23 protein-coding genes are annotated in these 26,324 nt (G+C 59.6%); 9 read left to right on the top strand and 14 right to left on the bottom strand.

Annotated elements, in window-relative coordinates; translation table 11 throughout:
* Positions 1-110 precede the first annotated feature (110 nt).
* On the bottom strand, positions 111-740 hold the full coding sequence (rlmE, locus tag PLD_RS19445; RefSeq protein ID WP_159895550.1) for a 23S rRNA (uridine(2552)-2'-O)-methyltransferase RlmE: 630 nt from the start codon (positions 738-740) through the stop codon (positions 111-113).
* A gap of 105 nt (positions 741-845) precedes the next feature.
* Here rlmE and PLD_RS19440 point away from each other — a divergent pair, with 105 nt between their 5' ends.
* Positions 846-1,154: a YhbY family RNA-binding protein gene (locus PLD_RS19440; protein ID WP_159895548.1), complete on the top strand. Its 309-nt coding sequence runs from the start codon at positions 846-848 to the stop codon at positions 1,152-1,154.
* A 12-nt stretch (positions 1,155-1,166) separates the two neighbouring features.
* Here PLD_RS19440 and PLD_RS19435 read toward each other — a convergent pair whose 3' ends face one another.
* The 8 genes from PLD_RS19435 to grpE form a co-directional block, all read right to left on the bottom strand.
* Entirely contained in the window at positions 1,167-1,571 is a 405-nt protein-coding gene (locus PLD_RS19435) for an MFS transporter (RefSeq protein ID WP_159895546.1), read from the bottom strand.
* Positions 1,572-1,599: 28 nt separating this feature from the next.
* Positions 1,600-2,076: a transcription elongation factor GreA gene (greA, locus tag PLD_RS19430; protein ID WP_011059193.1), complete on the bottom strand. Its 477-nt coding sequence runs from the start codon at positions 2,074-2,076 to the stop codon at positions 1,600-1,602.
* The gene (gene carB / locus PLD_RS19425) at positions 2,073-5,294 is read right to left on the bottom strand and encodes a carbamoyl-phosphate synthase large subunit (protein ID WP_159895544.1); all 3,222 of its coding nucleotides are present in this window, start codon (positions 5,292-5,294) and stop codon (positions 2,073-2,075) included. The genes greA and carB overlap by 4 nt, the downstream gene beginning before the upstream one ends.
* A 130-nt stretch (positions 5,295-5,424) precedes the next feature.
* Positions 5,425-6,561: a glutamine-hydrolyzing carbamoyl-phosphate synthase small subunit gene (gene carA / locus PLD_RS19420; protein WP_159895542.1), complete on the bottom strand. Its 1,137-nt coding sequence runs from the start codon at positions 6,559-6,561 to the stop codon at positions 5,425-5,427.
* A gap of 256 nt (positions 6,562-6,817) precedes the next feature.
* On the bottom strand, positions 6,818-7,624 hold the full coding sequence (gene dapB, locus PLD_RS19415; protein ID WP_159895540.1) for a 4-hydroxy-tetrahydrodipicolinate reductase: 807 nt from the start codon (positions 7,622-7,624) through the stop codon (positions 6,818-6,820).
* Between the two features lie 10 nt (positions 7,625-7,634).
* A complete protein-coding gene (gene dnaJ / locus PLD_RS19410; RefSeq protein ID WP_159895538.1) occupies positions 7,635-8,759 on the bottom strand; it encodes a molecular chaperone DnaJ in 1,125 nt (374 codons plus the stop codon).
* A 323-nt stretch (positions 8,760-9,082) separates the two neighbouring features.
* Positions 9,083-10,999 (bottom strand): molecular chaperone DnaK, encoded by a 1,917-nt coding sequence (dnaK, locus tag PLD_RS19405; RefSeq protein WP_159895536.1) that lies wholly within the window; start codon positions 10,997-10,999, stop codon positions 9,083-9,085.
* Positions 11,000-11,101: 102 nt separating this feature from the next.
* A complete protein-coding gene (gene grpE, locus PLD_RS19400; protein WP_102861075.1) occupies positions 11,102-11,668 on the bottom strand; it encodes a nucleotide exchange factor GrpE in 567 nt (188 codons plus the stop codon).
* Positions 11,669-11,917: 249 nt separating this feature from the next.
* Between grpE and recN the strand changes: the two genes are divergently transcribed.
* Positions 11,918-13,591: a DNA repair protein RecN gene (gene recN, locus PLD_RS19395; RefSeq protein ID WP_159895534.1), complete on the top strand. Its 1,674-nt coding sequence runs from the start codon at positions 11,918-11,920 to the stop codon at positions 13,589-13,591.
* Positions 13,592-13,684: 93 nt separating this feature from the next.
* Here recN and fur read toward each other — a convergent pair whose 3' ends face one another.
* The gene (fur, locus tag PLD_RS19390) at positions 13,685-14,089 is read right to left on the bottom strand and encodes a ferric iron uptake transcriptional regulator (RefSeq protein ID WP_011059185.1); all 405 of its coding nucleotides are present in this window, start codon (positions 14,087-14,089) and stop codon (positions 13,685-13,687) included.
* 98 nt (positions 14,090-14,187) lie between these two features.
* Here fur and PLD_RS19385 point away from each other — a divergent pair, with 98 nt between their 5' ends.
* On the top strand, positions 14,188-14,715 hold the full coding sequence (locus PLD_RS19385) for an outer membrane protein assembly factor BamE (RefSeq protein WP_159895532.1): 528 nt from the start codon (positions 14,188-14,190) through the stop codon (positions 14,713-14,715).
* 58 nt (positions 14,716-14,773) lie between these two features.
* Here PLD_RS19385 and PLD_RS19380 read toward each other — a convergent pair whose 3' ends face one another.
* From PLD_RS19380 to PLD_RS19370, 3 genes are read right to left on the bottom strand one after another with little or no spacing between them, the layout of a single operon-like run.
* Positions 14,774-15,088 carry an RnfH family protein gene (locus PLD_RS19380; RefSeq protein WP_159895530.1) on the bottom strand — a complete coding sequence of 105 codons (315 nt, stop codon included), beginning with the start codon at positions 15,086-15,088 and terminating at the stop codon, positions 14,774-14,776.
* Positions 15,081-15,515 carry a type II toxin-antitoxin system RatA family toxin gene (locus PLD_RS19375; protein ID WP_159895528.1) on the bottom strand — a complete coding sequence of 145 codons (435 nt, stop codon included), beginning with the start codon at positions 15,513-15,515 and terminating at the stop codon, positions 15,081-15,083. The genes PLD_RS19380 and PLD_RS19375 overlap by 8 nt, the downstream gene beginning before the upstream one ends.
* A 7-nt stretch (positions 15,516-15,522) precedes the next feature.
* Entirely contained in the window at positions 15,523-16,926 is a 1,404-nt protein-coding gene (locus PLD_RS19370) for a sodium-dependent transporter (RefSeq protein ID WP_159895526.1), read from the bottom strand.
* Between the two features lie 116 nt (positions 16,927-17,042).
* Between PLD_RS19370 and smpB the strand changes: the two genes are divergently transcribed.
* Positions 17,043-17,525: an SsrA-binding protein SmpB gene (gene smpB, locus PLD_RS19365; protein WP_047283878.1), complete on the top strand. Its 483-nt coding sequence runs from the start codon at positions 17,043-17,045 to the stop codon at positions 17,523-17,525.
* A gap of 81 nt (positions 17,526-17,606) precedes the next feature.
* Here smpB and PLD_RS19360 read toward each other — a convergent pair whose 3' ends face one another.
* Positions 17,607-18,374 carry a GntR family transcriptional regulator gene (locus tag PLD_RS19360; protein WP_159895524.1) on the bottom strand — a complete coding sequence of 256 codons (768 nt, stop codon included), beginning with the start codon at positions 18,372-18,374 and terminating at the stop codon, positions 17,607-17,609.
* Positions 18,375-18,635: 261 nt separating this feature from the next.
* On the opposite strand from PLD_RS19360, the gene PLD_RS19355 reads away from it, so the two are divergent.
* The 5 genes from PLD_RS19355 to PLD_RS19335 all read left to right on the top strand — a co-directional run bounded on the left by PLD_RS19355 (position 18,636) and on the right by PLD_RS19335 (position 26,225).
* Complete coding sequence (locus PLD_RS19355) at positions 18,636-20,330, top strand: lactate permease LctP family transporter (RefSeq protein WP_159895522.1); 1,695 nt, start codon at positions 18,636-18,638, stop codon at positions 20,328-20,330.
* A 141-nt stretch (positions 20,331-20,471) separates the two neighbouring features.
* Entirely contained in the window at positions 20,472-21,296 is an 825-nt protein-coding gene (locus PLD_RS19350; RefSeq protein ID WP_159895520.1) for a (Fe-S)-binding protein, read from the top strand.
* On the top strand, positions 21,293-22,747 hold the full coding sequence (locus PLD_RS19345; RefSeq protein WP_159895518.1) for a LutB/LldF family L-lactate oxidation iron-sulfur protein: 1,455 nt from the start codon (positions 21,293-21,295) through the stop codon (positions 22,745-22,747). Before PLD_RS19350 ends, PLD_RS19345 begins: the two co-directional genes overlap by 4 nt.
* Positions 22,747-23,418, top strand: a complete 672-nt coding sequence (locus PLD_RS19340) for a lactate utilization protein C (protein WP_159895516.1) — start codon at positions 22,747-22,749, stop codon at positions 23,416-23,418. Before PLD_RS19345 ends, PLD_RS19340 begins: the two co-directional genes overlap by 1 nt.
* Positions 23,415-26,225 (top strand): FAD-binding and (Fe-S)-binding domain-containing protein, encoded by a 2,811-nt coding sequence (locus tag PLD_RS19335; RefSeq protein ID WP_159895514.1) that lies wholly within the window; start codon positions 23,415-23,417, stop codon positions 26,223-26,225. Before PLD_RS19340 ends, PLD_RS19335 begins: the two co-directional genes overlap by 4 nt.
* The last annotated feature ends 99 nt before the right edge of the window (positions 26,226-26,324 follow it).

Below are 26,324 nucleotides of genomic sequence, written 5' to 3'. Positions count from 1 at the left end.
GCTCTGGCAGGCGCTGTCTGTAACCCTATGTGAAACTTAGACTACACAATATGCGCTTAATCCGACGGGGCGAAATACGAAATCCCTATCACCCCGGTCAAAAATCCTACTTACTCACTGCGACCACGGAAGCCGCGCCCCAGCAAATATTGCTCGCGGGAACGGTCACGGGAAGATGACGGCTTACGCATCTGCACTTTCTCGAACATCTGCCGAACACTCTTGTGGTACTCATCAAAACCTTCCCCTTGGAAAATCTTGATCAGAAAATCACCACCAGGACGCAACACACGCCCCGCAAGATCCAGCGCCAACTCGCACAAGAACATTGCGCGAGGCATATCGACGGCCGCTAACCCACTCATATTGGGGGCCATATCGGAAATCACAAGGTCAACCTCAGAATTTCCGACCGCGTCGAGAATCTGCGCTAACACCGCATCCTCGGTGAAGTCCCCTTGAATAAAGGTCACGTCGGGAATGCTGTCCATCTCCAGAATATCGGACGCAATCAGTCGCCCCTGACCACCAATCAGACGACTGGTCACCTGCGACCAACCACCCGGAGCAGCACCGAGATCGATCACACTCATTCCAGGGCGGATAAGGCGGTCCTTTTCCTGGATCTCCAGCAGTTTGTAGCTGGCACGAGAACGGTACCCATCTTTTTGCGCCATTTTGACGAAGGGGTCGTTGAAGTGCTCTTTCAGCCAGTTATGGCTTGTCTTGGAACGGGCCACGGGCCACCTCAAAAATAAAACCGGTCGTGATTAACTGGGCGGCCCCGGACTCGCTCGGGTAAACTGGCCGCCGCTTTTTACAAGATCAGACGCAGGGGTCAGATTATGCCGCTCACTCAAGAGCAGAAGAAACAGTACAAATCCATTGGCCACCATCTGAAACCAGTATTGACTGTGGCTGACAACGGTTTGACCGAAGGTGTATTAGCCGAACTTGAACGCGCCTTGAGCGATCATGAGCTGATCAAGATCAAGCTCAACATCCCTGAGCGCGAATCGCGTCTGGAAACCATTGCCGAACTGTGCAAGGTCGGCAAGGCAGATCTGGTGCAGGTCATCGGCAAGATGGCGCTGATTTACCGCAAGAACGCCAAGGTAAACAAGCAATTGTCGAACGTCCATCGTTTCCACTGACGTCGACCCGGGCTAAGGGTGTGCCTGACGCACCCTGACACCCCATCCGGGCACCGGCTGCAAGACCAATACCAGACCGGAAAAGCCTAGAATCAGATAGCTGAACAACTGCCAGCGCTGAGCCTCCGGCAAAAAAATGCGCACCGCGAAATACATGCCGCACGCATAGATCGCCATCAACAGCAGTTGCCCCCGAATATCCCGCCATAGACTTCTCAGCCCTTCAGACTGAATCAGCACCAAGATCTGCAGGATCAGGCACACCGCCGAAAAACCAACCAGCAATGCACTCAGCAGCGTCGAAATTTCTTCGATCAGTAAGGGAGCGAGACCAACGAGCCCCAGAGCGGGCAGCAAGCCCAAATGCAGCAGCCATAAGCCACCGACCCACAACATCTGGGTCAGTTGCCAAAGCATGGCGCCCGCATGCAGCGGGCGCCTTCTTTCAGATGTGACGGACTTCAACAATCTCGTACTCGATAACGCCACCTGGCGTTTTAACCGCGACCACATCACCCTCTTCCTTGGCGATCAAGGCACGAGCGATCGGCGAGCCGACAGAGATTTTACCGAGCTTGATATCAGCCTCATCCTCACCCACGATCTGGTAGGTCACGCTTTCGTCGGTTTCGACGTTGGCGATCTCAACCGTGGTGCCAAAGATCACCTTGCCGGTATGAGGAATGGTCGTGACGTCAATCACCACCGAATTCTGCAGACGGCCTTCGATATCACGGATCCGCGCCTCAACCATGCCCTGCTGCTCACGAGCGGCATGGTATTCAGCGTTTTCCTTCAAGTCCCCCAACTCGCGGGCCGTGCCGATGTCCTGACTGAGCTTCGGACGCACGACCTTGGTCAGGTGAGCATGCTCTTCTTCCAGGGCGCGAGCGCCCTGGACGGTCATTGGGTATTTATTCATGCCTTCAATCCTGCGTGTAGATCCTGCAAGCGACGCACGGTTTTTTCCGGACCGAACTTCAACGCTTCGCAGATGGCTTCGCCAGCAGCAATGGTAGTGGTGCAGTAGATCTTATGCTGCAAGGCATTACGACGAATGGAGTAAGAGTCAGCAATCGACTGACGACCTTCGGTGGTGTTGATGATCAGGGTGACTTCGTCGTTCTTGATCATGTCGACCACATGCGGGCGACCCTCGGTTACCTTGTTCACGCGACGCACTTTCAGACCTGCCGCCTCGATCAGCTTGGCGGTGCCCGCAGTAGCGACCACTTCGAAGCCCAAGTTGATCAGATCGCGAGCCACGCCCGCAACCAGAGGCTTGTCATCGTCACGCACGCTGATGAACGCGGTACCGCCAGTCGGCAACACTTCGCTGGCGCCCATTTGCGCCTTGGCGAAAGCCTCACCAAAGGTATCGCCCACCCCCATCACCTCACCAGTGGACTTCATCTCTGGCCCAAGGATCGGGTCCACACCCGGGAACTTGGCGAATGGGAACACCGCCTCTTTCACGCTGTAGAAGTTCGGAATGATTTCCTTAGTGAAACCCAGTTCTTTCAGGGTTTTACCGGCCATGACGCGAGCCGCAATCATCGCCAGGGAAACACCGATGCACTTAGATACGAACGGAACGGTACGGGAGGCACGCGGGTTGACTTCGATGACGTAGATGTCTTCGCCCTGCAAGGCCAACTGAACGTTCATCAGGCCGACCACACCCAGCTCCAGGGCCATTTTCTTGACTTGCTCACGCATCTCATCCTGGATGTGCGCCGGCAGCGAGTACGGTGGCAGGGAGCACGCGGAGTCACCGGAGTGAACACCGGCCTGCTCGATATGCTGCATGATCGCGCCGATCACTACGTCGGTGCCATCGCAGACCGCATCCACGTCCATTTCGATGGCGCAGTTGAGGAAGTGGTCCAGCAGCACCGGGCTGTCGTTGGAAACCTGCACTGCTTCACGCAGGTAGCGCTTGAGCTCTTCTTCCTCGTAGACGATTTCCATCGCCCGACCGCCCAGAACATAGGACGGACGCACCACCAACGGATAACCGATCTTGGTCGCGGCACGAATCGCTTCATCTTCGCTACGCACGGTGGCGTTTGGCGGCTGACGCAGGTTCAGGCGCTCAACCATTTGCTGGAAGCGCTCACGGTCTTCTGCACGGTCGATAGCGTCTGGGCTGGTGCCGATGATTGGCACGCCGGCCGCTTCCAGGGCACGAGCCAGTTTCAGAGGCGTCTGGCCGCCGTACTGCACGATCACGCCTTTTGGCTTCTCGACGCGGACGATTTCCAGCACGTCCTCCAGGGTTACTGGCTCGAAGTACAGGCGATCGGAGGTGTCGTAGTCGGTGGAAACGGTTTCTGGGTTGCAGTTGACCATGATGGTTTCGTAACCATCGTCGCGCAGCGCCAGGGCGGCGTGCACGCAGCAGTAGTCGAACTCGATACCCTGGCCGATACGGTTTGGACCGCCGCCCAGGATCATGATCTTGTCACGGTTCGACGGCGCAGCTTCGCACTCTTCTTCATAAGTGGAGTACAGGTACGCGGTGTCGGTAGCGAATTCGGCGGCGCAGGTGTCGACGCGCTTGTAGACCGGGAACACTTCCAGCTTATGGCGGTGAGTGCGCAGGTTCTTCTCGGTCACCCCCAGCAGCTTGGCCAGACGCTGATCGGAGAAGCCTTTGCGCTTCAAGCGGAACATCAGGTCGCGGTCGATAGCCGACAGCCCCAAGGTCTTGACCTTCTCTTCTTCCTTGATCAGATCTTCGATCTGTACCAGGAACCAAGGATCGATCATGTTCATGCCAAAGATCTGCGCGACGGTCATGCCGGCACGGAAGGCATCAGCCACGTACCAGATACGCTCGGCACCTGGCACGGTCAGCTCGCGCTTGAGCACGTTCATGCTTTCCGAATTGCTCAGGTCGAGCTTCGGATCCAGGCCGCAAACGCCAACCTCCAAGCCACGCAGGGCTTTCTGCAGGGATTCCTGGAAGGTCCGACCAATGGCCATGACTTCACCCACCGACTTCATCTGGGTGGTCAGGCGTGCGTCAGCCTTGGAGAACTTCTCGAAGGCGAAGCGTGGCAACTTAGTCACCACATAGTCGATGGATGGTTCGAAGGACGCCGGGGTCTTGCCGCCGGTGATGTCGTTGGACAGCTCATCCAGGGTGTAGCCCACTGCCAGCTTGGCCGCGACCTTGGCGATCGGGAAGCCGGTAGCTTTCGAGGCCAGCGCCGAAGAACGGGACACCCGCGGGTTCATCTCGATCACAACCATGCGGCCAGTGTTCGGGCAAATGCCGAACTGCACGTTGGAGCCGCCGGTTTCAACACCGATCTCGCGCAATACCGCCAGGGAGGCGTTACGCAAAATCTGGTATTCCTTGTCGGTCAGGGTCTGTGCCGGGGCTACGGTGATCGAGTCACCGGTGTGCACACCCATCGGGTCGAAGTTTTCGATGGAGCAGACGATGATGCAGTTGTCCTTCTTATCGCGGACCACCTCCATCTCGTACTCTTTCCAGCCGATCAGCGATTCGTCGATCAGCAGTTCCTTGGTCGGCGACAGGTCCAGACCGCGGGCGCAGATCTCTTCGAACTCTTCCCGGTTGTAAGCAATACCGCCACCGGTGCCGCCCATGGTGAAGGACGGACGAATGATGCAAGGGAAGCCCAGCTTGTCGAGGACTGCATTGGCCTCTTCCATGCTGTGAGCGATACCGGAACGTGGGCACGCCAGGCCGATGGACTTCATGGCAGCGTCGAAGCGCGAACGGTCTTCAGCCTTGTCGATGGTGTCGGCATTGGCACCGATCATCTCTACGCCGAACTTCTCCAGAACGCCTTCGCGCTCCAGGTCAAGAGCGCAGTTCAGAGCCGTCTGGCCGCCCATTGTTGGCAGCAGCGCATCCGGACGCTCTTTCTCGATGATCTTGGCAACGGTCTGCCACTTGATCGGCTCGATGTAGGTGGCGTCGGCCATGGCCGGGTCGGTCATGATGGTGGCCGGGTTGGAGTTCACCAGGATGACCCGGTAACCCTCTTCGCGCAGGGCCTTGCAGGCCTGGGCGCCGGAGTAGTCGAATTCGCAGGCCTGGCCGATCACGATCGGGCCAGCGCCAAGAATCAGGATGCTTTTAATGTCTGTACGTTTTGGCATGGGTTGTCACTCAAATCCGCAGGTCAGTCGGCAAGCCGTCTTGAACATTCTCTGAGGCGCCTGAGGGGATTCAACCGGACGTGCCGGGACCGCCCTCAGGCGCTGCTCGCTACACTTTCAAGGCGAGCGCTTAGCGTCGCTTGGCCATCTCGTTGATGAAGCGGTCGAACAGCGGCGCCACATCGTTCGGGCCCGGGCTGGCTTCGGGGTGGCCCTGGAAGCTGAACGCGCTCTTGTCGGTACGCTCGATACCCTGCAGGGTACCGTCGAACAGCGACTTGTGGATCGCCCGGACGTTGCCCGGCAGCGTGGCTTCATCCACGGCAAACCCGTGGTTCTGGCTGGTGATCATGACCACGCCGGTGTCCAGGTCCTGGACCGGGTGGTTGGCACCGTGGTGGCCGTGGCCCATTTTCAGGGTCTTGGCACCGGAAGCCAGGGCCAGCAGTTGGTGACCCAGGCAGATGCCGAACACCGGAATCTCGGTCTCGAGGATTTCCTTGATCGCCTTGATCGCGTAATCGCAAGGCTCCGGATCACCAGGACCGTTGGACAGGAACACGCCATCCGGATTGAGCGCCAGGACGTCGCTCGCCGGAGTCTGGGCGGGCACCACGGTGACGCGGCAACCGCGCTCCACCAGCATGCGCAAGATGTTCACTTTGACCCCAAAGTCGTAAGCAACCACGTGGTACGGCAGCTCGGAGGCCTCGAGGGTCGCATGGCTGTCGGTCTTCAGGTCCCAGACAGTCGAACGCCATTCATAGCGCTGCTTGGTGCTGACGACCTTCGCCAGATCCATGCCTTTGAGCCCCGGAAAACCGCGCGCGGCGGCAATGGCAGCCTCTTCGGAAATATTGTCACCGGCCATGATGCAGCCGTTCTGCGCGCCCTTCTCACGCAGAATGCGGGTCAGGCGACGAGTATCGATACCGGCGATCGCCACTACATTGTTGGCTTTCAGGTAGTCAGACAGAGACAGGGTGTTGCGCCAGTTGCTGGCCACCAGCGGCAGGTCACGAATGACTAGACCAGCCGACCAGACGCGGTCGGACTCAGCGTCTTCCGGGGTAGTGCCGGTATTGCCGATGTGGGGATAGGTCAGGGTAACGATTTGCTGGGCGTAGGAAGGATCGGTAAGGATTTCCTGATAGCCGGTCATTGCGGTGTTGAACACCACCTCACCAACGGTTTGACCGTCGGCTCCAATGGCTTCGCCACGAAAAATGCTGCCATCAGCAAGGGCGAGTATGGCTGGCTTAGTCAAGAAGACCTCCCGTAAATAGAGCCTGAAAGGGCGATCGCAGGTTGCAAAAAAGCGGAATGACGTATAGACACGTCACCCCGCTTCTTCGTCGAATTATCTGCGCGCTTTTAGTGGACACACTAAAGCTGTAGCTTACAGAAAAAGGGTTTTTCGGTCCACCGCTAATGAGTCCTAAAGGCAGAGGAATGCGACAGAATATCGCTTAGCGGCTTGAAGCCGGGGCTGAAACCCTTTTCAACCCCACTTCTGATGCATCTCAGCGCAAATCCAGCACATCCTGCATGTCATAAAGACCGGCCTCGCGACCTTCCAACCACAAGGCAGCACGCACCGCCCCCTTGGCGAACGTCATACGGCTGGAAGCCTTGTGAGTGATTTCCAGACGCTCCCCCTCAGCGGCGAACAGCACAGTGTGATCCCCCACCACATCGCCGCCACGCACCGTGGCGAAACCGATGGTGTCACGCTCACGCGCCCCGGTATGGCCTTCACGACCATAAACCGCAACCTGCTGCAGATCGCGCCCCAAGGCACTAGCAATCACTTCACCCATGCGCAGAGCGGTACCCGACGGCGCATCGATCTTGTGCCGGTGATGAGCCTCGATGATTTCGATGTCGGCTTCATCCCCCAGCACCCGCGCCGCCATATCCAGCAGCTTAAGCGACAGATTCACGCCAACACTGAAGTTAGCGGCGAAGACAATTGGAATGTCCTTGCCCGCCTCGGCCAGCCATTGCTTTTCCTTGGCGCCCAGACCCGTAGTACCAATCACCATCGCCTTGCCCGCCCTACGACAAAACGCCAGGTTCTTGAGCATCACTTCAGGCAAGGTGAAATCGATCAGCACATCGAACTCATCGACCACCTTTTCAAGACCGTCAGTCATCGGCACGCCGAGACGCCCCAAGGACGCCAGCTCACCCGCATCCGCCCCGACTAGCGAACTGCCAGGACGCACAATGGCTGCCGTCAGCCCGGAGAGCGGCGAACGCAGCTGTACCGCCTCAACCAAGGTTTTACCCATGCGCCCAGCGGCACCCATCACAGCTATACGTCGCATGCATTACTCCTTACAGGTCGCCGAAGAAGCGCTTGACGCCCTCAAACCAACCCGTGGTTTTCGGCGAGTGCGAATTGTCGCCATCCAGCGAACCGCGCAGCTCTTCCAGCAGCTCGCGCTGACGACGACTCAGGTTCACTGGCGTCTCTACCGCAACCCGGCACATCAGGTCACCGGCACCGCCGCCGCGCACCGGAGCAACACCCTTGCCACGAATGCGGAACTGCTTGCCGGTCTGAGTCCCCTCAGGGATCTTCAACTTGACCCGGCCATCCAGGGTCGGAATCTCCAGCTCACCACCCAGCGCAGCATCAACAAAACTGATAGGCACTTCGCAGAACAGATGCTTGCCATCACGCTGGAAGATCGCGTGCTCGCGCACATTGATCACGACATACAAATCGCCGGTCGGACCGCCCTGGGCACCCGCCTCACCTTCACCCGACAAACGGATGCGGTCGCCGGTATCGACACCCGCCGGCACTTTCACCGACAACGTCTTGTACTCTTCGACCCGACCTTCGCCGTGACAAGAATCGCACGGATCGGAAATGATCTTGCCCTGCCCGTGACAGCGCGGACAGGTCTGCTGCACAGAGAAAAAGCCCTGCTGCATGCGCACCTGACCAATGCCACCGCACGTTGGGCAGGTAACAGGTGATGAGCCTTTCTTGGCGCCCGAACCATCGCACGGCTTGCAATTAACCAGCGTCGGCACACGGATATTCACCGAGGTACCACGCACCGCTTCTTCCAGATTCAGCTCAAGGGTGTAACGCAGATCGCTGCCGCGCTGTGCGCCGCCACGAGAACCACCACGCCCACCACCAAAGAAATCACTGAACACATCGCCGAAAATATCGGAGAAGTTCTGACCGCCGAAACCAGCACCGCCGCCCCCCATGCTCGGATCAACACCGGCATGACCGTATTGGTCATAAGCAGCACGCTTGCTGGAATCAGAGAGAACTTCATAGGCCTCATTGGCCTCTTTGAACAAATCTTCCGACGCTTTGTCGCCGGGATTACGGTCCGGGTGGTGCTTCATCGCCAAACGACGATAAGCCTTTTTCAGCTCCGCATCGCTGGAGCCGCGCTCCACACCCAATACTTCGTAATAGTCACGCTTTGCCATAAGTCTTTGCACTCTTAAGGACGCCCGGCAAACCCCTCCTGAGCTCCGCCAAACTCGCTGAGCCCCAATACAGGCCCGGACCCAACTCACGTCAATTCAACGATCCTGGTCTTAGGTAGACGACCCGATTGCAGGCCGACAATTGCGATCATCGCAGCCGGAAAGCAGGAGCTTCTCCGACCCGACCGCCAGCGCACGAACAGAGGCCGCACGCCTACAAAAATTCACTGACCCCAGACACGCCAACGCGGGAGCAAGCTCCCGCGCGGCGACATCCTACCAGCCACTGCCCGAAGGCAGTCAACTGACCGACCAACAAGCCATTACTTGTGGTCTTTTACTTCTTCGAACTCGGCGTCGACAACGTCGTCGGCTTTTTCAGCAGACTCAGCTTGCTGCGCCGCGCCTTCCGCAGGCTGAGCCTGCTCGGCGTACATCTTCTGAGCAACTGGAGCCGAGACTTTCGACAGCTCTTCGACCTTAGCGTCGATAACCGCTTTGTCGTCGCCTTTGACCGCCGCTTCCAAGGCAACCACTGCAGCCTCGATAGCGGTCTTCTCTTCCTCGGTCACTTTGTCGCCGGCGTCAGTCACCATTTTACGAGTCGAGTGCACCAGCGCATCACCCTGGTTACGGGCGGTAGCCAGCTCTTCGAACTTGCGATCCTCTTCCGAATTGGCTTCAGCGTCGCGGATCATCTGCTGGATCTCTTCATCCGACAGACCCGAGTTGGCCTTGATCACGATCGACTGAGTCTTGCCGGTCGCCTTGTCCTTCGCACCTACGTGCAGGATGCCGTTAGCGTCGATATCGAAGGTCACTTCGATCTGCGGCACGCCACGTGGAGCAGGCGGAATGTCGGCCAAGTCGAACTTGCCCAGGGACTTGTTCTGCGCAGCTTGCTTGCGCTCGCCCTGCAACACGTGAATGGTCACTGCGCCCTGGTTGTCGTCGGCCGTCGAGAACACCTGAGACTTCTTGGTAGGAATCGTGGTGTTTTTCTCGATCAGCGCGGTCATCACGCCACCCATGGTTTCGATACCCAGGGTCAGCGGGCTGACGTCCAGCAGCAGCACGTCTTTCACATCACCCGCCAGTACCGCACCCTGGATGGCAGCACCCATGGCAACCGCTTCGTCTGGGTTGACGTCCTTACGGGCTTCTTTACCGAAGAAGTCGGTTACGGCTTTCTGCACCAGCGGCATGCGGGTCTGGCCACCGACCAGGATCACGTCGTTGATCGCGCCAACGTCGATACCAGCGTCTTTCAGAGCGATACGGCATGGCTCGATGGTGCGCTGAACCAGATCTTCAACCAGCGACTCCAGCTTGGCGCGGGATATCTTCACGTTCAGGTGCTTAGGACCAGTGGCATCTGCAGTGATGTACGGCAGGTTGACATCGGTCTGCTGGCTCGAGGACAGCTCAATCTTGGCCTTCTCGGCAGCCTCTTTCAGACGCTGCATGGCCAGCGGGTCACCCTTGAGGTTCATGCCGCTTTCTTTCTTGAACTCGTCAACCAGGTAGTCGATCAGACGAATGTCAAAGTCTTCACCGCCGAGGAAAGTATCACCGTTGGTGGCCAATACTTCGAACTGGTGCTCACCATCAACCTCGGCGATTTCGATCACGGAAACGTCGAAAGTACCGCCACCCAGGTCGTAAACGATCACGGTGTGATCGCCCTTGGCCTTATCCATACCGTAGGCCAGAGCGGCTGCGGTTGGTTCGTTGATGATGCGCTTGACGTCCAGACCAGCGATACGACCGGCGTCCTTAGTGGCCTGACGCTGGCTGTCGTTGAAGTAGGCCGGAACAGTAATGACCGCTTCGGTCACGGCTTCGCCGAGGTAATCTTCGGCGGTCTTCTTCATCTTTTTAAGGATTTCAGCCGAAATCTGTGGCGGAGCCATTTTCTGGCCATTCACTTCAACCCAGGCGTCGTTGTTGTCAGCCTTGACGATCTTGTAAGGGACCATCTGAATGTCTTTCTGCACAACTTCTTCGTCGAAACGACGACCGATCAGACGCTTAACTGCGTACAGGGTGTTGTGCGGGTTGGTAACAGCCTGACGCTTAGCCGACTGACCTACCAGAATCTCGCCATCGTTGGCGTACGCGATGATCGACGGCGTGGTACGCGCGCCCTCAGCGTTTTCGATAACTTTTACGTTGCCGTTTTCAAGAATGGAGACGCACGAGTTAGTGGTCCCCAAGTCGATACCGATAATTTTGCCCATGTTAACTCTCCCGAAACTTTGGATTTGGATGCCGCAGTTGTGGTGGCAACCTGCGGTAGCACTTAAACGCTTGACTGATAAATGGGGGCTCTACAGCCGTTTTCAAGCCTTCTCATCAATAGAAGGCGAAACAGGTGCTGGGGCCTTGCTGACCACGACCATGGCCGGGCGCAGTAGGCGACCATTGAGCTGGTAGCCCTTCTGAAACACCTTGAGAACGCTATTGGGCTCGACATCAGCGCTTTCCTGCATGGCCATGGCCTGATGCTGTTCAGCGTTGAACGGTTCGCCGTGAGGATCGATGGCTTCTAGCTGATAACGCTTGAGAGTGTCGTGGAACATCTTCAAGGTCAGCTCGATACCTTCACGCATTGGACGGATGCTTTCGTCGTCAGGATTGGACAGCTCCAAACCGCGCTCCAGACTGTCGATCACCGGCAACAGGTCACCGGCAAACTTTTCAAGAGCGAACTTGTGGGCCTTTTCCACGTCCTGTTCGGCACGGCGACGGACGTTCTGCAGATCAGCAGCAACACGCAAAGCCTGATCCTGCGCACCAGCCAGCTGCTCTTCGAGCACTTGTACACGAGCCGCCAGGTCTTCACCCGAAGCCTCGGGAGCTTGATTGGCGTCTAGATTTTGCGTATCCAGCGTCTGTTCGTCAGCCATGAAATTCTCCTTTCAATATCGTCTGTGAGCCAAGCTCACTCTTCTGCACAGCTATATGGGGTCGCATTTTCAAGCTTCAAGTCCGCCCCCGCGGCAAAAGTCATTCATAACCGTGAAAGCCGACCCACGGCCATTTCAGATAGCACTAAAAAGCAACCTCGACCGAGCGAATCGAGCTAAGGGAAACATTGTCAGCCAGAAACAAAACACTGTATAAATAACCAGACATCTAGTTTGGGAGCGGCCTTAATGCTGGTGCACCTGTCCGTACACAATTACGCCATCGTCGAACACCTGGATCTGGAACTGGATCGCGGAATGAGCGTCATCACCGGCGAAACCGGTGCCGGCAAGTCGATCATGCTTGATGCGCTCGGCCTGACTCTAGGTGATCGCGCCGACAGCGGCGTGGTACGACCAGGAGCCGACAAGGCTGACATCCTCGCCACATTCGACCTGGCGGATATTCCCGAAGCCAGTGCCTGGCTCGCCGAACGCGACTTGGACAACGACGGCCCCTGCATCCTGCGCCGCGTCATCACCGCCGAAGGTCGTTCACGCGGCTATATCAATGGCACACCCTGCCCACTGGGCGACCTCAAGGCCCTGGGCGAACTGCTGATCGATATCCACAGCCAGCACGAGCACCAGTCACTGCTCAAGACCGATACCCACCGCCGCCTGCTGGATGAATATGCTGGCGCCACCGATCTTGCTCGCCAAGTGCAGCTTGCAGCCCAGCGCTGGCGCCAGACTCGCCTGGAACTGGAACACCTATCCAACTCCGGCGACGAACAACGAGCCCGCCATCAACTGCTCAGCTATCAGCTGGAAGAACTGGAAAACCTCGGACTAGGGGAAAACGAACTAGAGGAGCTGGAACAGGAACACAAGAACCTGACCAACGCTGAAACCTTGCTAGGCATCTGCCGCCAGGTAGTAGAGCAATGCAGCGAAAGCGATTCGGGCAACGTTCTCAATGCGCTGACCCTGAGCCTCAACCGCCTGTCCAGCATCGGTAACTCATCGGGCTCGCTGGGAGAAGCCACCAACCTGCTGGCCAGCGCGCAGATCCAGGTAGAAGAAGCAGTTGGCGAGTTGAACCGCTTCCTTGATCACTTCGATGCCGACCCGGCGCGCCTGCAACAACTGGAAGAACGCCTGGACTCGATCTACACCCTGGCACGCAAACATCGCATTCAGCCCTTCGAATTGGCTGCGATGCAGCAAACCCTGCTGGATGAGATCGAGACCCTGGACGCCAATGACGAATCCATCGAGCGCCTTGGCGAAGAACTGCAATCGTTCGCCCGCCACTATCACGAAAAAGCCAAGGAATTGAGCGCCCTGCGCCAGCAAGCAGCCACAGGGCTGGCAAACGCAGTGGAACTGGAAATTCAGCGCCTGGGCATGCCTGGCGGACGCTTCAACATTGAGCTTCGCGCCAACACCAGCGACGAACTGCTGCCCCAGGGCCTGGAGCACGTTGAACTGCTGGTCAGCGCCAACCCCGGACAACCGCTCAAGGCCCTGGCGAAAGTTGCCTCGGGTGGCGAGCTATCCCGCATCAGCCTGGCAATCCAGGTCATCACAGCACAGACCTCGCGTGTTCCAACCCTGGTATTTGACGAAGTCGACGTGGGAATCGGCGGCCCGACCGCCGAAATCGTCGGCCAACTACTGCGCCGCCTGGGAGCGCGCGGTCAAGTCCTGACAGTTACGCACCTGCCACAAGTCGCCGCTCAGGGCCATCAACACCTGTTTGTGCACAAAGTACGCGGCACCAATGCGACCCACACCGCCGTTTCCAAACTGGGCAAGAACGAAAGAGTTGAAGAGATTGCGCGAATGCTGGGTGGCATCGACTTGACCAAGGAGTCCCTGGCCCACGCGAAGAAAATGGTGGTCACGACTAAAGCCTGACCCTCTGCGCTTCTTTTATATAGGTACACAGCACGAAGGCGACCCTAAGGTCGCCTTCGATCGTTTCACGACAATGAAAGTCGCGTGAGAGGCTTACTTCTTCTTGCGCACGTACAGCACAAGATTGTGATCCACCAACTCGAAACCGTGCTTTTCGACAATCGCCTTCTGAAGCTTTTCGATTTCTTCGTCGAAGAACTCGATCACTTCGCCAGACTCCACGTTGACCATGTGGTCGTGGTGACCGCCATCTGCCAGTTCGAAGACCGCGTGACCGCCATCAAAGTTATGGCGTACCACCAATCCGGCTGCTTCGAATTGAGTCAGTACACGGTAAACCGTGGCCAGACCTACATCCTCACCAGCTTCCATCAGCGCCTTGTAGACATCCTCGGCGCTCATGTGCCGCTGCTCTGTGGAGTCGAGCATTTGTAGAATTTTGACCCGTGGCAGAGTCACTTTAAGGCCGGCTTTACGTAGTTCGCTATTTTCAACCATGGTCAGCTTTCTCGCCGATGCTGCTTCGCAGCTTCTCTTAATGCGGGTATGATCGGGGTTTACGTTGTCCCAGCCAAGATAGTGGAAGTCGCCCACCGATGCAAAACACCAAGCTCTTGCTAACCAGTTTCACCTTCGTGGGACTGCTCGCACTCGCCGGTTGTTCATTCCCCGGGGTTTACAAAATCGACATCCAGCAGGGCAATGTCGTCACGCAGGACATGATAGACCAGTTGCGTCCGGGAATGACCCGACGACAAGTAAGGTTTATCATGGGCAACCCTCTGTTGACCGACACGTTCCATGCCGATCGCTGGGATTATCTCTACAGCCTGCAACCTGGTGGTGGCGTACGCCAACAGGAACGCGTTAGCGTGATTTTCAATGGCAACGACCAATTGGTCAGCCTGTCCGGCGACTTCATGCCAGGCGTGAGCCGCGACGAAGCCCTGCTGGGCAAGGACAGCGACACCACAATGACCGCGCCGTCCGAGAACGTCGAAAAACCAAAAGCCGAGAAGCCAGCCAAACCTGGTTCGCTGCTTGATCAGATTCAGCGAGATGTGGACAACGTGAAAGCCGTTCCGGTCCCCACGCCTGAACCGCTGGATATTTCGCCGGAATAATAAGCCGATACAATAAAGCCCGGGAATTCCCGGGCTTTTTATTGCCTGCAAACAACATTCACTGCTCGCGTTTGCGCGCCTCGGCCGCCTTTAACGCTCGCAGGCGTCGAACCTCTTTTGGGTCAGCCAGCAGCGGACGATAGATCTCAATGCGATCCCCTGCCTGCATCAAGTGTCGCTCAGGATCAGCAATCTGCTTGCCGAAGATCCCTACCGGACAGCTCATCAAATCCAACTCCGGAAACTGCTCAGCGATAGAAGACGCCCGCAGTGCCGCACGCAGAGTCACGCCCTGAGGAACATCAATCGCAAGCAGCAACTGCCGGTCGGCAGCAGCGTAAACCACCTCGATTGCAATCAGCGACTCAGCCATGCAGTTGCTTGGCCCGCTGACAGAAAGCATCCACCAACGTATTGGCTGCCTGATTGAACAACGGCCCGAGGGTCGCTCGCACCAGAGGCCCAGCGTAATCGAAAGACAGATCAAGACTGATCTTGCAGGCCTTCTCCCCCAAGGGCTTGAATACCCACACACCGTGCAACTGATTGAACGGCCCTTCTTCCAGGTTCATCTCGATCGACTGTCCCGGCACCAAGGCATTACAAGTCACGAAACGCTGGCTCATGCCCCCCTTGGCCACCGCCAGACTGGCGCGCATCCGCTCCTCACTGCTCTCCAGCACATCAGCACTAGCACACCAAGGAAGAAACTCCGGATAGCGGGCCACATCATTGACCAAGTCATAAAGGAACTGCGCCGGATAGGGCAGAAGGGCCGAACGTTGAATATGGGTCGTCATGTGAGCTTCATTTCCACAACTGGGCGGCAAACACCACAAGAATGCCGACGGGCGCCACATAGCGCATCAAAAACAAGGCCAGGGTGAACAACAACGGACTGCGCAACGACAACTCATCACGAACAGCCTCACGGCCCATCACCCAACCTGCAAACACCACGAAGCACAAACCGCCAAGCGGCAACATGATTCGCGAAGTGAAAAAGTCGATCACGCCAAAAAAATCCAGACCGCCAGCCGCACCCCAGCGGTAAAGATGAAAAGCATCGCCTTCGTTCACAAAAAATTTCGCCTGCTGCCAGACATTGAAGGAAAACACCGTTCCCAAACCCACGAACCAGCAACTGAACGCCAGCCAGAACGTCACCCAGCCGCGGCGGATTTTAGTCCTCTCCACCAGATAAGCCACCATCGGCTCCAACAAGGAAATAGCCGAGCTCCAGGCAGCAATCGCCACCAGAACAAAGAACACTACGCCCATAAGCTGGCCGAACGCCACATTACCAAAGGCAAACGGCAGGCTGATAAACATCAACCCGGGGCCCTCGCTGGGGTTCAAGCCTGCGGCAAATACGATGGGAAACAGCGCCATGCCCGCCACCAAAGACACAAAGGTATCCAGCAACGCGACGCCCATCACGGTACCGGCCAAAGACGAGTGTTTGGGCATGTAAGCGCCGTAGACCATGATCGAACCAACCCCCACACTGAGGGAAAAGAACGCATGCCCCATGGCCGGCAGCAGACCGTCCAGCAAACGATCCAGGCTGAAATCGAACATGAAGTGCAGGCCTTGCATGAAGTGCCCGGTGGTCATGCTGTATCCCAGTAGCACCAGCAACATCACGAACAGCAACGGCATCATGATCCTCAGGCTGCGCTCAAGCCCGGCGACCACCCCCTTGGCAATCACCAGCGCCGACAACAGCATGAACAGTGTGTGCCACAACGTCAGGCGCCAAGGATCGGCCGTCACCGCGGAAAAATACGCACCGACCTGGTCCGCCGTCACCCCTTGGAAATCCCCCCGCCCCATATCGATGATGTAGTCCAGGGACCAGCCACCCACCACGCTATAAAAGGAAAGGATCAATAACGCCGTGATCATTCCGGCAAAGGCACCCCAGGACCACTTGGCCGAATGCCCGGCCTCCAGGGCCAGCGCCTTCAAGGCATTCGCCGGGCTTTGCCGCGCACGGCGGCCGATCAAGGTCTCGGCGAGCATCACCGGCAAGCCGATCAGTGCGATACACGCCAGAAACACCAGGACAAAGGCACCACCGCCATAGACGCCGACCATGTAGGGGAATTTCCAGATGCTCCCCAGGCCCACGGCCGAACCAGTTGCAGCGAGTATAAAGACCCAGCGGCTTGCCCAGCCGCCGTGGACAGAGACCCTGTCTGTCGACATCGTTAACGCGCCCAACCGAAAAAAAGAGGCCGCATTGTCCGGGATTCAATCAACCTGCTCAAGCACGCTGCGTCACCGTAGCCGACGCGCGCGCAACTCCCTATAATGCCGCCCCTATGGCTAAACAGAAGAAGCACCCAACAGGGACCATCGCGCAAAATAAAAAGGCGCGTCACGATTACTTCATCGAACATCGGTTCGAGGCTGGACTGGTCCTGGCCGGCTGGGAAGTAAAGAGTCTGCGGGCGGGCAAAGCGCAACTGGTGGACAGTTACGTACTGCTCAAGGATGGCGAGGCCTGGCTGTTCGGCAGCCATTTCACCCCGCTGACCACTGCAAGTACCCATGTCATTGCCGACCCGACGCGCTCGCGCAAACTGCTGCTCAACCAGCGTGAGCTGGAAAAGCTGTTTGCCGCCGTGCAGCAGAAGGGTTACGCCTGCGTGTGCCTTTCGCTCTACTGGAGCAAGCACCTGGTCAAGTGTGAAATCGCACTGGGCAAGGGCAAGAAGGAATACGACAAGCGTCACACTGAACGCGAGCGCGACTCCGATCGCGAACTGCAGCGTGCGGTGCGGACCAAGGGCAAGGAAGACTGATCTTCCTGCCTTGAGGTCGCTCTCGCCGGCAAGCAGGCTCCTACAACACCCTGGTAGGAGCCTGCTTGCCGGCGATTTGCATTACATGCCCTTGCGCCGCTCGGCCCGGGCCACTCGCTGCACTTCCTGGCGTACTTCTTCAAGCACCTCTTGCACATAGAGAATGTGCCGGCTGGAAACTTCCCGCGCCTCTTCCGCACGCCCTTCAATAATCGCCAAGTACAGATCTCGATGCTGACTGATCAACATGTCACGGGTTTCCGTGCGCTGCTTGTACATGCCGCCGATGTTGGTCACCACGTTGCGCTTGAGCAGGTCGAACAGACCGCGAATGGTATGCAGCAACACCGCGTTATGGCTGGCCTCGGCAATTGCCAGGTGGAACTTGGCATCCGCCGCGCCCTCCTCGATGCGACTGACATCGTCGGAGCGGGAATAACAATCCTGCAGCTCCTCAAAGGCTTGAGTCAGCCGCTCACGATCCACCGCCGTCGCCCGCAACGCCGCGTAATAAGCGCAAGACGCTTCCAGGGTATGGCGGAACTCCAGCAGATCGCGCTGGGCATCCGTGTTGTTTTCCAACAGATGCAGCAGAGGATCGCTGAAGGTCGAGCCCAGGGATTCCACCACGTAATTGCCGCCGCCCTGACGACTGATCAGCAAACCCTTGGCCGTCAGTTTCTGGATTGCCTCGCGCAGTGAAGGACGGGAGACACCGAACTGCTCGGCCAAGGCGCGCTCGGCCGGCAGACGCTCACCGGCCTTCAAGGTGCCTTCGAGAATCATCCCTTCCAGGCGCTCGACAATATCGTCGGACAAACGGCGCTGGCGTATCTGATTAAACCCCATAACTCACTCTCCACCCTCCCGACCCTTCGCCGGGGGGCTCTATTCTGGCCTATTCAAGGCGTGCCAACACCTGGCAGAACGCGCCCATTTGCACCGATCAGATGACCGCGCCATAGCGCATTCGACAAAAGTTTTAGGGCGGCAAATTGACACACCGAGCACAAGGCTTTTACCCTAGCCAACAGCGATTGTAAATTGGTCTTACCAATTAACCAAGACGCTAGCAGTGCCTGACCAACAACAATTAGGGGCCACCCCATTATGCAAACCTGGCAACAGCTCTATAGCCCGCTTGGCAGCCTCGGCCTGTCCGCCCTCGCCGCCGTTATCCCGATCGTGTTCTTCTTCCTGGCTCTGGCCGTGTTCCGTCTCAAAGGACACGTCGCCGGGAGTATCACCCTGGCCTTGTCGATCCTGGTGGCGATCTTCGCCTTCAAGATGCCCGCCGACATGGCTTTCGCTGCCGCTGGCTATGGATTTGCCTACGGTCTGTGGCCCATCGCCTGGATCATCGTCGCCGCCGTGTTCCTCTACAAACTGACGGTGAAAAGCGGCCAGTTCGAAATCATTCGCAGCTCAGTACTGTCGATCACCGACGACCAGCGCCTGCAGGTGCTGCTGATCGGTTTCTGCTTCGGCGCCTTCCTCGAAGGTGCGGCAGGTTTTGGCGCACCGGTGGCGATCACCGCCGCACTGCTGGTGGGCCTGGGCTTCAACCCGCTGTACGCCGCCGGACTGTGCCTGATCGCCAACACTGCGCCCGTGGCCTTCGGCGCCCTGGGGATCCCGATCATCGTCGCCGGCCAAGTGACCGGCATCGACGCCTTCAAGATCGGCGCCATGGCCGGCCGCCAGTTGCCATTACTGTCGCTGTTCGTGCCGTTCTGGCTGGTGTTCATGATGGACGGCCTGCGCGGCGTCAAAGAGACCTGGCCCGCCGCGCTGGTGGCCGGCCTGAGCTTTGCCGTGACCCAGTACTTCACCTCGAACTTCATCGGCCCGGAACTGCCGGACATCACCTCGGCCCTGGCCAGCCTGGTCTCCCTGACCCTGTTCCTGAAAGTCTGGCAGCCCAAGCGCACCGCCGGTGCGCAGATCGCCGGTGCCACCTCCAACGCGGCCGTCATCGCCAGCGTCGGCGGCTTCGGTCAGCCACGCAACACCGTCGCTTCGCCCTACAGCCTGGGACAGATCTTCAAGGCATGGTCGCCGTTCCTGATCCTCACCGTGCTGGTGACCGTCTGGACCCTCAAGCCCTTCAAGGCGATGTTCGCCGCCGGCGGCTCGATGTACGGCTGGGTGTTCAACTTCGCCATCCCGCACCTGGATCAGCTGGTGATCAAGGTGGCGCCGATCGTTGCCACGCCAACCGCCATCCCGGCGGTGTTCAAACTCGACCCGATCTCCGCCACCGGCACGGCGATTTTCTTCTCCGCGCTGATCTCTATGCTGGTGCTGAAGATCAACGTTAAAACTGGTCTGACCACTTTAAAAGAGACCTTCTACGAGCTGCGCTGGCCGATTCTGTCCATCGGCATGGTCCTGGCGTTCGCCTTCGTCACCAACTACTCGGGCATGTCCTCGACCATGGCTCTGGTCCTGGCGGGCACCGGCGCGGCGTTCCCGTTCTTCTCGCCGTTCCTGGGCTGGCTCGGGGTATTCCTCACCGGTTCCGATACCTCGTCCAATGCCCTGTTCAGCTCGCTGCAGGCCACCACCGCGCACCAGATCGGGGTCAATGACACCCTGCTGGTCGCGGCCAACACCAGCGGTGGCGTGACCGGCAAGATGATCTCGCCACAATCGATCGCCGTGGCCTGCGCCGCCACCGGCCTGGTGGGCAAAGAATCGGACCTGTTCCGCTTCACCCTCAAGCACAGCCTGTTCTTTGCCACTATTGTCGGCCTGATCACCCTGGCGCAGGCCTACTGGTTCACGGGCATGCTGGTGCACTAAGCAACACCGAAAGAACCGACGCCGCCCTTACCTGCGGCGTCCGCATTCACCACCCGGTCTGCAAGGCTGCTGAAAGCTTGCTGGTTTATCTTTCAGCCGCCGCAACGGACGAATAACCGGGACCACCCGGAGACACGCCTGATGAGCGAGCTTTTCTACAACGCCGTGCCCAATGCGACCCGCGTCGCACCGCCGCTGGCCGAACCCCGGCAATACCCCAGCGCCAAACCCGCGCGGGTCTACCTGTTCGGCACCTGCGTGGTCGACCTGTTCTATCCCGAAGCCGGGATGGACGCGATTCACCTGCTGGAACGCGAAGGCATTCGCGTGGACTACCCGCAAGGGCAAAGCTGCTGCGGCCAACCCGCTTACACCTCGGGTTACACCGAACAGGCGCGCACCGTGGCCCGCTCGCAACTGGCGCTGTTTGCCGGTGACTATCCGGTGGTGGTGCCCTCGGGTTCCTGCGCGGGCATGCTGCGCGAGCATTACGCGGACTTGTTCAAGGACGAGCCCGAAACCCTGAAACAGGTGCAGGCCCTGGCCGCCCGCACCTTTGAACTGGCCGAATTTCTCCTGCACGTGTGCAAGGTGCAGCTCAAGGACAGCGGCGCCCCGGTCAAGGTGGCGCTGCACACCTCGTGTTCGGCACGTCGGGAAATGAACACCCACCTACACGGCCGTGAGCTGCTGTCACAGCTGAGCAACGTGGAACGGGTAGAACACAGCCACGAAAGCGAATGCTGTGGCTTTGGCGGGACTTTCAGCGTCCGAATGCCGGACATCTCCGGCGCCATGGTCGCGGACAAGACCCGCGCGCTGAAGGAATCCGGCGCGCATCAGGTACTGAGTGCCGACTGCGGCTGCCTGATGAACATCAACGGCGCGCTGGAGAAACAAAAAGAGGCATTGCGCGGCCAGCACCTGGCGAGCTTCCTCTGGCAACGTACCGGAGGTGCGCAATGAGCACCCCCGAGCTGATTCCGACCACGACCGTGTCGGACGATTTTCGCACCCGGGCCCACCAGGCACTGGGTGACCAACAACTGCGAAACAACTTTCGCAGCGCCATGGACTCGCTCATGGCCAAGCGTGCGGCCTCGTTCAGCGATGCCCACGAAAGAGAACACCTACGCGCCCTGGGCAACGCGATTCGCGCCCGGGCGTTGTCCAAGCTGCCCGACCTGCTCGAGCGCCTGGAACAGAACCTGACCCGCAACGGTGTGACTGTGCACTGGGCGGAAACGGTGGACGAGGCCAATGGCATCGTCCTCTCGATCATCCGCGCTCACGAGGCGCGGCAAGTGATCAAGGGCAAATCGATGGTCAGCGAAGAGATGGAAATGAACCATGTCCTCGCTGAACAAGGCATTGAATGCCTTGAGTCGGACATGGGCGAGTTCATCGTCCAGCTCGACGTTGAAAAGCCTTCACACATCATTATGCCGGCGATCCACAAGAATGCCGGTCAGGTCGCGTCCTTGTTCCACGACAAACTCGGCGTGGAGTACACCAAGGACGTTGACCAACTCATTCAGATCGGTCGCAAGGTCTTGCGGCAGAAATTCTTCGAAGCCGATATCGGCGTCTCCGGCGTCAATTTCGCGGTGGCCGAGACCGGCACCTTGCTGCTGGTGGAAAACGAAGGCAACGGGCGCATGTCCACCACCGTGCCGCCAGTGCACATTGCCGTCACCGGGATCGAGAAAGTCGTCGAGAACCTGCGTGACGTGGTTCCCCTGCTGTCGCTGCTGACCCGCTCGGCCCTGGGCCAGCCCATCACCACCTACGTCAATATGATCTCCGGCCCGCGCAAAGAGCATGAGCTGGACGGCCCCCAGGAAGTGCACCTGGTGCTGCTGGACAACGGCCGCAGCCAGGCCTTTGCCGACAGCGAACTGCGCCAGACCCTGAACTGCATCCGCTGCGGCGCCTGCATGAACCACTGCCCGGTCTACACCCGGGTCGGCGGCCACACCTACGGCGAGGTCTACCCGGGGCCGATCGGCAAGATCATCACCCCGCACATGGTCGGCCTGGCCAAGGTGCCGGACCACCCCAGCGCCTCGTCGCTGTGCGGCGCCTGTGGCGAAGTCTGCCCGGTGAAGATCCCGATCCCGGCGCTGCTGCGACGCCTGCGCGAAGAGAACGTCAAGGCGCCGGACAGCCCGCATCAAGTGATGCGCGGCCAGGGCAGCAAGTACTCGCGCAAGGAGCGTTTCATCTGGAACGCCTGGGCCCGCCTCAACAGCTCGCCGACCCTGTATCGCCTGTTCACCCTCGCGGCCACCCGCCTGAGGGCGCTCACCCCGAGCAAAGTCGGCCCCTGGACGCAGAACCACAGTGCGCCAAAACCCGCCGCCCGGTCGCTGCATGACCTGGCCCGTGAGCACCTGGACAAGCAGGGAGACCGCTGATGAGCGCGAAACACAACATTCTCGCCAAATTGCGCAACAGCCTCGCCGGCACCACGCCGATTGTGGATAACTTCGACGAGGCGCTGGTCACCGAGCCTTACAGCTACACGGCGGAGCAACGCATTCCGCAGCTGCGCAAGCAAATGGAAGCCGTGCACACCGAGATCCACCTCAGCACCGCCGCCGGCTGGCCTGGACTGCTCGCCCGCTTGCTGCAGGAGCGCCAGCTGCCCAGCCTGCTGATCGCCCCGAGCACGCCCCACGGCCAGCGGGTCACCCAGTACTGGGCCGAGCGGCCGCAACTGCCGGCGCTCAAGGCCTACGACCGCCCGGTGGAAGAGTGGAAAGCCGAGCTGTTCAACGACACCCCGGCCAGCCTCACCGGCACCCTGGGTGCCATCGCCGCCACCGGCAGCCTGATCCTCTGGCCGACCCGGGAAGAACCGCGACTGATGAGCCTGGTGCCGCCGGTGCATTTCGCCCTGCTCAAGGCCAGCGAAATCCGCGACAACTTCTATCAGGTGCAGCAACAGATGAACTGGGCCGCCGGCATGCCGACCAACGCGCTGCTGGTGTCCGGCCCGTCGAAGACCGCTGATATCGAACAAGTCCTGGCTTACGGCGCCCACGGCCCGAAAGACCTGGTGGTGCTGATCCTGGAGGACCAATGAGCCTACCGGCCGCTTTTCTGCGTGATGCCCAGCAACTGATTCCCCAGGAGCGGCGTTTCGACGACCCGCTCTCGACCCTGGCCTTCGGCACCGATGCCAGCTTCTACCGGCTGATCCCCAAGCTGGTGATCCGCGTCGAATCCGAAGATGAAGTGGTCGCCCTGCTCCAACTGGCCCAGCGCGACCGGGTGCCGGTGACCTTCCGCGCCGCCGGCACCAGCCTGTCCGGACAGGCCATCAGCGACTCGGTGCTGATCGTTCTGGGGGATAACTGGAACGGCAAGGAGATTCGCCACCAGGGTTCGCAGATTCGCCTGCAACCCGGGGTAATCGGCGCCCAGGCCAATGCCTGGCTGGCGCCGTTCGGGCGCAAGATCGGGCCTGACCCGGCCTCGATCAACGCCTGCAAAATCGGCGGCATCGTCGCCAACAATGCCAGCGGCATGTGCTGCGGCACCGCGCAGAACACCTACCACACCCTGGCCGGCATCCGCCTGGTGCTGGCCGATGGCACGCGCCTGGACACCGAGGATGCGGCCAGCGTCAACGCCTTCCGCGCCAGCCATGGTCCGCTGCTGGAACGCCTGGCCGAACTGGGCCGCAGCACCCGTGCCAACAGCGAGCTGGCGGCGAAGATCCGCCACAAGTACCGCCTGAAAAACACCACCGGACTGTCCCTCAATGCCCTGGTGGATTTCGACGACCCGCTGGACATCCTCAGCCACCTGCTGGTGGGCTCCGAAGGCACCCTGGGCTTTATCAGCGCGGTGACCTACGACACGGTGATCGACCACCCGAACAAGGCCTCGGCGCTGATCGTGTTCCCAGATGTAGAAACCTGCTGCAATGCAGTGGCCGTGCTCAAGAGCCAGCCGGTGTCGGCGGTGGAACTGCTAGACCGCCGCAGCCTGCGCTCGGTGCAGGACAAGCCCGGCATGCCGGCGTTCGTCCAGCAGCTCTCGGCCAACGCCTGTGCGCTGCTGATCGAGTCCCGCGCCGCGTCCTCGTCACTGCTGCACGAGCAACTGGCGCAGATCATGCGTTCCCTGGCCGCCTTCCCGGTGGAAAAGCAGGTGGACTTCACCGAAGACCCGCAGGAAAACGCCAAGCTCTGGGCGATCCGCAAGGACACCTTCCCGGCGGTGGGCGCGGTGCGCAAGACCGGCACCACGGTGATCATCGAAGACGTGACCTTCCCCGTGGAACAGCTGGCCATCGGCGTCAACCGCCTGATCGAGCTGTTCGACAAGCACCACTACGACGAAGCGATCCTGTTCGGCCATGCCCTGGAGGGCAACCTGCACTTCGTCTTCACCCAGGGCTTCAACAGCCGCGAAGAAGTGAACCGCTACCAAGCGTTCATGGACGACGTGGCGCAACTGGTGGCGGTGGAATTCGGCGGTTCGCTGAAGGCCGAACACGGCACCGGGCGCAACATGGCGCCCTTCGTCGAGCTGGAATGGGGCAGCGACGCCTACCAATTGATGTGGCAGCTCAAGCGCCTGCTTGACCCCAACGGCATCCTCAACCCGGACGTGGTGCTCAGCGAAGATCCGCAGATCCACCTGAAGCATCTCAAGCCGCTGCCGGCGGCCGACGAGATTGTGGATAAGTGCATCGAGTGCGGTTTCTGCGAGCCGGTGTGCCCATCCAAGGGCCTGACCCTGAGCCCGCGCCAGCGCATCGTCATCTGGCGCGACATCCAGGCACGCAAACGCGCCGGCATCGATACGTCCGAGCTGGAGGCGGCCTATCAATACCAAGGCATCGACACCTGCGCCGCCACCGGCCTCTGCGCCCAGCGCTGCCCAGTGGGCATCAACACCGGCGAGCTGGTGAAGAAACTGCGCAGCGAACACGCCACCCACAGCGGCACCGCCGACTGGCTCGGCTCACACTTCGCCAGCACCTTGCAGGGCGCCCGCCTCACCCTGCACGTGGCCAATGGCGCGCGCATGCTCTTGGGCGCGCCGCGCCTGAGCAAGCTGTCGGCGAGCCTGACGCGTCTGTCCAAAGGCCGGGTGCCGCAGTGGAACAACGCCATGCCCCAGCCGGAAAAGGCCATTCGCTTCAGCCCGAGCATCAGCGACGCGCGCCCGCGAGTGGTGTACCTGGCGGCCTGCGTGTCTCGGGTCATGGGCCCTGCGGCGGGCGACAAGGAACAATCGTCGCTCTACGAAAAAACCCGCGGTCTGCTGGAAAAGGCCGGCTATCAAGTGGTGCTGCCGGACAACCTGGACAACCTCTGCTGCGGCCAGCCCTTCGCCTCCAAGGGCTACGCCAGCCAGGCCGAGGACAAGCGCCAGGAACTGATCGGCGCCCTGCTTCACGCCAGCCGGGGCGGCCTCGACCCGATCTACTGCGACACCAGCCCCTGCACCCTGCGTCTGGTGCAGGACCTGGGGGATGTGCGCCTGGACCTCTACGACCCGGTGCGCTTCATCCGCACCCACCTGCTGGAGCGCCTGGAGTTCACTCCCCAGGAAGCACCGATCGCCGTGCACGTCACCTGCAGCACCCAGCACCTGGGCGAGAGCCAGGCGCTGATCGAACTGGCCCGGCGTTGCAGCAACAACGTGGTGATCCCCGAAGGCATCCACTGCTGTGGTTTCGCCGGCGACAAGGGCTTCACCACCCCGGAGCTCAATGCCCACTCCCTGCGCAGCCTCAAGGACGCGGTGCAGTATTGCAGCGAAGGCATCTCCACCAGCCGCACCTGTGAAATCGGTCTGAGCCAGCATGGCGGGATCGACTATCACGGGCTGGTCTACCTGGTGGACCGAGTAACCCGGGCCAAGGCGGTCTAAGAGCTAGCGCACGGCACAAAGGGGCGTTTTCACACCGTCTGAAAACGGCCCTTCGTGCCAGCCACGGCAAGGCAAGGCAAGGCAAGGGTTTTACAGCTC

The sequence above is a fragment of the Pseudomonas sp. LD120 genome (genome assembly GCF_009861525.1).
Lineage (GTDB): Bacteria > Pseudomonadota > Gammaproteobacteria > Pseudomonadales > Pseudomonadaceae > Aquipseudomonas.
The sequence above is the reverse complement of the archived record's forward strand: the minus strand, read 5'-3'. Positions and strand labels throughout refer to the sequence as shown.